Here is an 8,876-nt window from a genome sequence, read left to right as displayed (position 1 = left end):
GCCGGCTGCCGAGAAGCCGGCTGCCGAGAAGCCGGCTGCCGAGAAGCCGGCTGCCGAGAAGCCGGCTGCCGAGAAGCCGGCTGCCGAGAAGCCGGCTGCCGAGAAGCCGGCCGCCGAGAAGCCCGCTACCGAGAAGCCGGCGGCCGAGAAGCCCGCGGCGTCCGAGGAGATCCCCGAGGGCCCGTACGGCCCCGGCTCCGCGGCCCCGCTGCCCGACGGCTCCGCCCCGAGTCCCGAGTTCACGATCAAGGGCAACGCGACGTCGATGCTGTTCCACCCGCCGTCGAGCCCCTACTTCGGCCGGACGAAGCCCGCGGCCTGGTTCCGCACCGCCGAGGACGCCGAGCGCGCCGGCTTCACGGAGTGGAAGCCGAAGCCCCGCGCCAGCTGAGCCCCGAAGATCCACGTCCGGGCAGCGGAACGCTCGAATTCCGATCGTTTCCCTGCCCGGACGCGGATCATCGCGACCGACCGGCCCCCAGCACCGCCGCCACCACCGCCGCGAGCAACGCCAGGGCGGCCGCTCCGAGTCCCGCCGCGACTGCGGTGTCACTCCACGCCAGCAGCACCGCCAGCCCGACCGCCCCGCCGACGTACTGCGCCGTCGAGACCAGCGCCCCGGCCACGCCCTGCCGCGACTCGGGGACCGCGGCGGCGGCCGTCCGGAACACCGCGGGGAAGGCGATGCCGGCGAAGAGGGCCCAGACGAACCCGGGCAGCATCGTCGCGTAGCCGCCGAACCCGGGGGCCAGCACCGCCAGCGAGACACCCAGCCCCGCCATGCCGACGACGAGCGTGCGGCCGGCCCCGATCCGCGCCGCCAGCCGCGGGAACACCCACCCGGCCCCGATCATGCTGAGTACGCTGAGCGGCAGGAACGCGGCGCCGGCCTGTAGCACCGTGAAGCCCAGGACGTCCTGCAGCTGCGTGGTGATGAGGAAGTACGCCGTGCCGACCGCCCCCATGAACAGCAGCACGGCGAGGGTGGGCGCCAGCAGCGCGCGCGAGACCCGCGGCAGCAGCGGCTCCGGCCCCCGGCGCTCGACCAGCAGGAACGCCCCCAGCAGCACGAGGCCGAGAACCACCACCGGGGACCGGTCGACGATCCCGAACACGAGCAGCGTCGAGCCGGCGGTGGCCAGCGCGGCGCCGAGCAGGTCGAACGGCCCCCGCACCCGCGGGCCGTCGACGGGCAACAGCACGGGCGCGAGCGCGGCGGCGACCAGCGCGACCGGCACGTTCACCAGCAGCACCGCCTCCCAGCCGAAGACCGAGGTCAGCAGCCCGCCGCCGGCGGCACCGACCGCCGCGCCGGTGCTCCCGGCCACGCCCCAGACCGCGAACGCCCGGTTGCGGTCCGGCCCCTCGGCGAACCCGACGGCGAGCAGGCGCAGCGTGGCCGGGGTGAGCAGCGCGGCCCCGACGCCCTGCACCGCCCGCGCCGTGACCAGCCAGCCCGGCGTCGTCGCGAGCCCGCCCGCGAGCGACGCCAGCCCGAACAGCACGAGCCCGGCGACGAACACCCGCCGCGCCCCGAGCCGGTCGGTGGCCCGCCCGCCGAGCAGCAGCAGCCCGCCGAGCGCCACGGTGTAGGCGGAGACGACCCACTGCAGCCCGTCGGCGTCGAAGCCCAGGTCGCGCCCGATGCTCGGTAGCGCGACGAACACGATGTCGAAGTCGGTGGCGACGAGAAACTGGGTCACGGCCAGCAGCGCCAGCCGGGCGCCCGTCCCCGCCCGCCGGGCCTCCGGTGCTGTCATGACGGCCTCCCATGGTGCACGATCGGTAACGGAGGCCATGCTTCGTCACGGGCCGCGAGCAGGGAAGAAGGCACTTTCATGTCCCAGAGGAACACCGATGTGCCCCATGCGGCGCTGCAGGCGATCTGCCCGCTGAACGAGGTGCTCGACCGGGTGAGCGGGAAGTGGGCGATCGGCGTGCTCACGCTCTGCGGGGCCGAGGGCGTCGTCCGGTTCACCGAGTTCGAGCGCGGCATCCCGGACATCAGCCGGCGGATGCTGACGCTGACCCTGCGCAACCTCGAGCGGGACGGCCTGCTGACCCGGACCGTCCACCCCACCGTCCCGCCCAAGGTCGAGTACCGGCTCACCGCGGCGGCGCACGAGCTCACCGAGACGTTGTCCCTGCTCACGGACTGGGCCAAGCGTCACCAGGCCTACGTCCACACCGCCCGCGCGGAGTACGACGCCGCCCACGTGTGACCCGTCCGTCACACGCACCGGCGAGACTCCCGGGCCATGGCCGAGCGTTCGGGACACGTCGTCGTCTGCGGGATCGGGGCCGTCGGGTTCCGGACCGTCGAGCAGCTGCACGCCTCCGGGATCGACGTCGTGGTCGTCGACGGCGGCGACGAGCCGGGCCCGGTCACCGAGCACCTGCTCGGGGTGTGGGAGGTCCCGCGGGTGGCCGGGCGCCCGCGCGACGCCCTGGTCGAGGCCGGGGTGGAGCAGGCCGCGGCCGTCGTCGTGGTGCCCGACGACGATCTGGTCGCCACCGAGACCGCGCTGCTCGCCCGCCGTCTCGCCCCCGGGGCGCGGCTGGTCGTGCGGGTGGCGAACCGGGCCGTCGGGCGGGCGCTGGCCGAGGTGACCGGCCGTGGCAGCGTGCTCGACGTGGCGGCGCTGTCCGCGCCGTCGGTCGTCGAGGCGTGTCTCGGGCAGCGCCCGCACCCGGTCGAGATGGGCGGGCGGACGTTCGTGGTCGCGACGCTGGAGGCGCCGCGGGCGGGCACCCTGCGCGCCCTGTTCGACGACCTCGCCCCGCTCGCCGTGACCGGACCCGACGCGGAGCAGGTGATCTGTCCGGGGCGCGACCACCGGGTGCCGGCCGGCGCACGCGTGACGGTGATCGGCACGGGGGAGCAGTTCGCGGCGGCGGGGACGCCGGTGGAGCCGGTCCGGCCCGTGCCTCGCCGGGCCGGGGCGCGGTCCGGGGGCGCGGAGCGGGCGGTGCGCCGCGACGAGGAGGGCGGCCGGGCCACGGTCCTGACGGTCCTGCGCACCCTGCTCGCCGAGGCCGAGCGCCCGCTCAAGGTCACCGCCGGCGTGCTGCTCCTGCTGTTCGTCGCCTCGGTGTTCGTGCTGCGGTCCGGCTACGTCAAGCCGGACGGCTCGCACATGACCTGGGTCGACGCCGTGTACTTCAGCGTCGAGACCATCGGCACCGTCGGCTACGGCGACTTCTCCTTCGCCGAGCAGGCGACCTGGCTGCGCGTCTACGCGATCGGGATGATGTTCCTCGGCGTGGTGCTGGCCGCGGTGCTGTTCGCGCTGCTCACCCAGCTGCTGGTGAGCAGCAGCATCGAGCGCTCGGTGGGGCGCCGCCGGATCGGCGCGATGCGGGGGCACGTGATCGTCGTCGGCCTCGGCGCGGTGGGGATCGGCGTGCTGGAGGGCCTGCTCGCGGCCGGTGCCCGGCCCGTCGTCCTGGAGCGCGACCCGGCCAGCCGGCACCTCGGCCGGGCCCACGAGCTCGGTGTCCCGGTGGTCACCGGCGACGCGACCGACACGGCGGTGCTCAGCTCGGTCAACCTGCGGGAGGCCGCCGCCGTGGCCGTGTTGACCAGCGACGACCTCGTCAACGTGGAGGCGGGCCTCGCCATCCGGGACCAGCTCGGCGCCCGCTGGCCCGCGGTCCCCGTGGTGCTGCGGATGTTCGACCGGGACCTGTCGGAGGTGGTCGAGGAGGGCTTCGCCTTCCGCTACGTCCGCTCGACGGCGGCGCTGGCCGCCCCGTGGTTCGTCGGCGCCGCCCTCGGGCTCGACGTGCTCGGCACCTTCTACGTCGACCGCACCCCGTTCATGGTCGGCCGGTTGACGGTCGGCGTCGCGCTCGACGGTGTCGCCATGCGCGAGCTGTCGGCCCGCACCCGGGTGGTGGCGCTGCACCGTGCAGCCGCGGACACGCTGGAGCACCCGCCTCGCCGGGACACCCGTTTCGCGGCGGGCGACGACGCCTACGTCGTCGGCCCGTACTCCGAGCTGCTCGCCCTGCTGAGGCCCGCGGGGCAGGCCGCGGAGTAGCCGAAACTGGCCGAACGTCCGTTAAGCTGACGCGGTCGATCCCGTGGAGGCGCAATGGCAGGCAGCGTGACGGTCCCTGCCCGGCGGTTGGCGGGCGCCCTCGAACCCGTCGTCGGCCAGGTCTACTTCGCACCCGAGGCCCACGAGGCGTACGAGAAGCTCGGGTTCGCGGGCAGCCCCCGCTCGCTGCGCGGCGTCGCCGCCCCCGACGGCCCGGCGTACTTCTGCAGCCGCGGGTCCGTGCTCGGCCAGGTGCCGGGCGAGGTCGTGGCCGGGGCGTTCGGCGTGTTCAACCCGGAGGCCGTGGTGCCGGCGGTGGCCTACGGCTGGACGCTCACCGACGCCGCCGCGATCTGCGCGGCCCGCACCGACGCCGCCCGCGCGCAGCTCGTGCGGGTCCTCGGCGAGCGGCCGGAGGGCCTCGACCGGGCCCGTGACCTGCTCGAACGGGCCGTCGCGCCGCTGCGCCCCGAGGGCAAGGCGCTGTTCGCGGGGCTGCGGTCGCTCGGCCTGCCCGGCGACCCGGTGGCGGACGTGTGGCGCCTCGGCGACCTGCTGCGCGAGTTCCGGGGCGACGCGCACATCGCGGCGTGGACCACGGCGGGCTTCGACGCCACCGAGATCGGGCTGCTGACCGAGCCGTACTGGGGTGTCCCGCTGCGCAGCTACGTCCGCTCCCGGGCGTGGACCACCGCGCAGCTCGACGCCGCGGAGGAACGGCTGGTGGCCCGCGGGCTGCTGGCCGACGGCGCGCTCACCGACCGGGGCCGCGAGGAGCGCGAGGCGGTCGAGGTCGCGACGGACCGGATGTGCGAGCCGATCGTGCGGGCCCTCGGCGCCGACCTCGACACCCTCGTCGACCTGCTGCGGCCGTGGGGCCGGGCCGTCCGCGAGGCACGCGGCTACCCGGCCTCCGGCCCGCACGACCTCGCCGGCTCCTGAACCAGGTCTCCTCAGACCTCGGAGCCGTCCGGCATGGAGATGCCGTAGCCGCGGATCTTGCGGTAGATCGTGGCCCGCGACATCCCCAGCCGCCGCGCGGCCTCGGCCTTGTTGCCGTCCGTGTCGAGCAGGGCGTCGACGATGGCGTCGCACTCGATCGCCTCGAGCGGCGTGAGCACCCGGCGGGTGATCGCCCGCGTCTCCGGCGGGAGGTCCTCCGGGCGGATCGTGCCGGTGCGCCGGCGCGCGACGACCTTGCGCAGCACCTGGTAGAGCTGGTCGACGTTGCCCGGCCAGCGGTTGCGCATGAGGACCCGCATCGCCTCGGGCGAGCAGTGCAGGTCCGCACCCCGGGTGAGCCGCGCGAGCAGGTACGGCACCAGCTCGGCGACGTCCTCGATGTGGTGGCGCAGCGGCGGCACCTCGATGCTGCGCGGGAAGCAGCCGAGCAGCTCGGTGAGCTCGGGGGAGTCGGGCTCGGGGGTCCGCGACCGGGTGGCGACGACCCACTGCCGCTCCGGGTCGGTCGACTCCCGGTAGGGCTCCAGCGCATCGGCCAGGGCCAGCGCGTGCTGCGGGGACAACGCGTCGAGGTGCTGCAGGACGAGCGTCCCGCCGCCGGTGTGCAACTCGTCGGAGACCTCGGCGATCCACCGCGCACCGCAGTGCGCGGCGTCGAGCACCCGCACGTGCCCGGCGGGGGAGTGCAGCTGGTGGGTGGCGCGGGCGAGCGTGGTCCGCCCGGTGCCGGTCTCGCCCTCCAGGACCAGCCACTCGTTCATCCGGAAGTGCCGGTCGACGGCCTGGGCGCACTTCGTCCACAGCGCCCCGGACCCGACGGCGGCCGGCAGGGCCGTGGTGATCGACGGCGTTGTCGGGCGGCCGTGCAACGGCGCCCGGGACACGAGCTGGACCTGCAGGATCCCGCCGGAGAGCCCGCCCTCGGCCCAGCTCGGCCGGCACTGCACCCGGGCCGTCGCGCCGCTGGGCAGGTCGACGAGCAGCTGGCGGCGCCGCCCGCTGCGGATCGCGTCCGTGGCCTCGGCGAGCAGCGGCACCTGGTCGGACGGGTCGATCAGCTCGCGGGCCCGGTCGTTCATCATCAGCAGGTCGTCGCTGACGGCGAACACGGCGCCGCGGCCGCGGCGGCACGCGGACAGGTAGTCGTGCATCAGGGTGAGCTCGCGCCGGCCGGACTGCTCGAGCAGCGTCTCCTCGATGCGCCGGGCGATCGTGGCGGCGGTCGCGGCCATCATCGCGCTGGCCTCGCTACGCCAGCAGGTCAGGTCCAGCACCCCGAGCAGCTTGCCGTTGACGGGGTGGTGGATCGGCACGCCGGCGCACGCCATGTCCTCGAGGTGCTCGACATAGTGCTCGTGTCCGAACACCTGCGCCGGCGCCCGGCCCTCCAGGGCGGTGCCGATGCCGTTGGTCCCCACGTACTGCTCGGCGTAGCTGAAACCCGGGGCCAGCCAGATGCGGTCGAGGTGGCGGCGCAGCGCGCTGTCGCCCGTGCGCCGGTCGATGACCACGCCCTCGTCGTCGCACAGGATCACGCTGACCGGCTCGGTGGCGAACTGGTCGGCGATGTCCTCGATGACGGGCCGTGCGGCGCGCATCAGCGGGGTGTCCGGCTCGGCGTCGCTCTCGTACGGCAGCTCGAGGTGGTCGCTCGGCACCGAGAACTGCCGGGAGCGCGTCCACGACGCCAGGATCGGGGCCCGCACGAGGCTCGGGTCGGGCATCTCGAAGTGGAGGAACGCCTCGCGGGCCACGGCCACGCGTTCGGCGGCCCTGCCGACCGCCACCGGTTCGACGGGCACGGGTGGGCGGCGCGCGGACCCGTCCTCGTCGTCCGGCGCCTCGTGGTGGATGGCGCGTTCGTTCTGGTCGACCAACCGGTTGCCCTTCTCGGAGCAGCTGTGGTCCGCGGTGGCGGCGCAGCCGGGATCGGCCCGGACGCTACCGCCCGGACTCCGACCACGCTAGAGGCGGATCGCCGCACCCGAAAGGGGCTGGTCAGCCCCACACCGTCTCATATTGAGACCGCAGGTCAGGGGGGTCGGCGGTGTGATTCCTGGCACGAGGCGAGCTGTGACGGGGCGCACTCCCGGCCCCGCCAGGCAGACCTCGGGCACAGAGCCCGACAGCGTCGCGGGCTCCCGCGCCATCCCACGGCGTCCGCTCTGTGCGCTCTCACCCCACCACCGTGAGGAGACGACGTGAGTCGGCAGAGTTTGGCGAAGGCTCACCAGAAGATCCAGGAACTCGCCTGGGAGCCGCAGTACCACGAGCCGTACATGAAGTACGGAACCGACTACACCTTCCGGAAGGCCGCGAAGAAGGACCCGCTCAAGCAGGTCCTGCGGTCCTACTTCCCGATGGAGGAGGAGAAGGACCACCGCGTCTACGGGGCGCAGGACGGCGCGATCCGCGGGAACATGTTCCGCCAGGTCCAGGAGCGTTGGCTGGAGTGGCAGAAGCTCTTCCTGTCGATCATCCCGTTGCCCGAGATCTCCGCGGCGCGCTCCATGCCGATGCTGTTCCAGGCGGTACCGAACCCGGAGCTGCACAACGGCCAGGCGATCCAGATGATCGACGAGGTTCGGCACAGCACGATCCAGCAGAACCTCAAGCGCCTGTACATGAACAACTACATCGACCCGGCGGGCTTCAACAACAGCCTGCGGAACTTCCAGACGGACTACTGCGGCACCATCGGCCGGCAGTTCGCGGAAGGCTTCATCACCGGTGACGCGATCACCGCGGCCAGCATCTACCTGACGATCGTCGCCGAGACGGCCTTCACGAACACCCTGTTCGTGGCCATGCCGGCCGAGGCGGCGGCCAACGGCGACTACCTGCTGCCGACGGTCTTCCACTCGGTGCAGTCCGACGAGTCGCGGCACATCTCCAACGGCTACGCCACGCTGCTCATGGCGCTGTCGGACGAGGACAACCGCCAGCTGCTCGAGCGCGACCTGCGCTACGCGTGGTGGAACAACCACCGCGTCGTCGACGCCGCCATCGGCACCTTCATCGAGTACGGCACGAAGGACCGCCGCAAGGACCGCGAGTCGTACGCGGAGATGTGGCGCCGCTGGATCTACGACGACTACTACCGCTCGTACCTGCTGCCGCTCGAGAAGTACGGCCTGGTCATCCCGCACGACCTGGTCGAGGAGTCCTGGAACCAGATCTGGAACAAGGGCTACGTCCACGAGGTCGCGCAGTTCTTCGCCACGGGTTGGCTCGCCAACTACTGGCGCATCGACGGCATGACCGACGAGGACTTCGAGTGGTTCGAGTACAAGTACCCGGGCTGGTACGACAGGTACGGCAAGTGGTGGGAGAACTACAACCGTCTGGCGCTCCCGAACGGTCACAACGCGATCGTGGCCGAGGACGTCGACTACGTGTACCCGCACCGCTGCTGGACCTGCATGGTGCCCTGCCTCGTGCGTGAGGACATGGTCATGCAGGAGGTCGACGGCCAGTGGCGGACGTACTGCCACGAGGTCTGCCGCTGGACGGACGCCGAGGCGTTCCGCCCGACGTACCAGGGCCGCGAGACGCCGAACATGGGCAAGCTGGTCGGCCACCGCGAGTGGGAGACGCTGTACCACGGCTGGAACTGGGCCGACGTGGTGAAGGACATGGGCTTCGTCCGCGACGACGGCAAGACCATGACCGCGCAGCCGCACCTGAACCTCGACCCGAAGAAGATGTGGACGCTCGACCACATGCGGCGCATGCCGCATCTGCAGAGCCCCAACGTCCTGCTGAACGAGATGTCGGACGCCGAGCGCGAGGCGTTCAAGGCGGACTACAACCGCCAGGGCCCGGCCGGCCGGCCGGCTCCCAAGGACGCCTGAGCGCGGGTCAGGCGAG

The 8,876-nt window shown here is 73.1% G+C and carries 6 protein-coding genes and 1 pseudogene; 5 read left to right on the top strand and 2 right to left on the bottom strand.

Annotated elements, in window-relative coordinates:
- Positions 1–391 (top strand): annotated as a pseudogene (locus AB0B41_RS09565) (hypothetical protein); the annotation flags it as partial.
- A gap of 67 nt (positions 392–458) precedes the next feature.
- Here AB0B41_RS09565 and AB0B41_RS09560 read toward each other — a convergent pair.
- Positions 459–1,760 (bottom strand): MFS transporter, encoded by a 1,302-nt coding sequence (locus tag AB0B41_RS09560; protein WP_358200907.1) that lies wholly within the window; start codon positions 1,758–1,760, stop codon positions 459–461.
- A gap of 78 nt (positions 1,761–1,838) precedes the next feature.
- Here AB0B41_RS09560 and AB0B41_RS09555 point away from each other — a divergent pair, with 78 nt between their 5' ends.
- From AB0B41_RS09555 to AB0B41_RS09545, 3 genes are read left to right on the top strand one after another with little or no spacing between them, the layout of a single operon-like run.
- Complete coding sequence (locus tag AB0B41_RS09555) at positions 1,839–2,222, top strand: helix-turn-helix domain-containing protein (protein WP_358200905.1); 384 nt, start codon at positions 1,839–1,841, stop codon at positions 2,220–2,222.
- Positions 2,223–2,258: 36 nt separating this feature from the next.
- On the top strand, positions 2,259–4,043 hold the full coding sequence (locus tag AB0B41_RS09550; protein WP_358200903.1) for an NAD-binding protein: 1,785 nt from the start codon (positions 2,259–2,261) through the stop codon (positions 4,041–4,043).
- Positions 4,044–4,097: 54 nt separating this feature from the next.
- Positions 4,098–4,985, top strand: a complete 888-nt coding sequence (locus AB0B41_RS09545) for a hypothetical protein (protein WP_358200901.1) — start codon at positions 4,098–4,100, stop codon at positions 4,983–4,985.
- 11 nt (positions 4,986–4,996) lie between these two features.
- On the opposite strand, the gene AB0B41_RS09540 is transcribed toward AB0B41_RS09545, so the two are convergent.
- A complete protein-coding gene (locus AB0B41_RS09540; RefSeq protein WP_358200899.1) occupies positions 4,997–6,883 on the bottom strand; it encodes a helix-turn-helix domain-containing protein in 1,887 nt (628 codons plus the stop codon).
- Between the two features lie 339 nt (positions 6,884–7,222).
- Here AB0B41_RS09540 and AB0B41_RS09535 point away from each other — a divergent pair, with 339 nt between their 5' ends.
- The gene (locus AB0B41_RS09535; protein ID WP_358200972.1) at positions 7,223–8,860 is read left to right on the top strand and encodes a methane monooxygenase; all 1,638 of its coding nucleotides are present in this window, start codon (positions 7,223–7,225) and stop codon (positions 8,858–8,860) included.
- The last annotated feature ends 16 nt before the right edge of the window (positions 8,861–8,876 follow it).

The organism is Pseudonocardia sp. NPDC049154 (genome assembly GCF_040648315.1).
Classification (GTDB): Bacteria; Actinomycetota; Actinomycetes; order Mycobacteriales; family Pseudonocardiaceae; genus Pseudonocardia.
The sequence above is the reverse complement of the archived record's forward strand: the minus strand, read 5'-3'. Positions and strand labels throughout refer to the sequence as shown.

Excerpts from the sequence above, each read along its gene's own strand:
- AB0B41_RS09545 (WP_358200901.1), top strand. The coding sequence starts at position 4,098 with ATGGCAGGCAGCGTGACGGTCCCTGCCCGGCGGTTGGCGGGCGCCCTC.
- AB0B41_RS09550 (WP_358200903.1), top strand. The coding sequence starts at position 2,259 with ATGGCCGAGCGTTCGGGACACGTCGTCGTCTGCGGGATCGGGGCCGTC.
- AB0B41_RS09560 (WP_358200907.1), bottom strand. The coding sequence starts at position 1,760 with ATGACAGCACCGGAGGCCCGGCGGGCGGGGACGGGCGCCCGGCTGGCG.
- AB0B41_RS09555 (WP_358200905.1), top strand. The coding sequence starts at position 1,839 with ATGTCCCAGAGGAACACCGATGTGCCCCATGCGGCGCTGCAGGCGATC.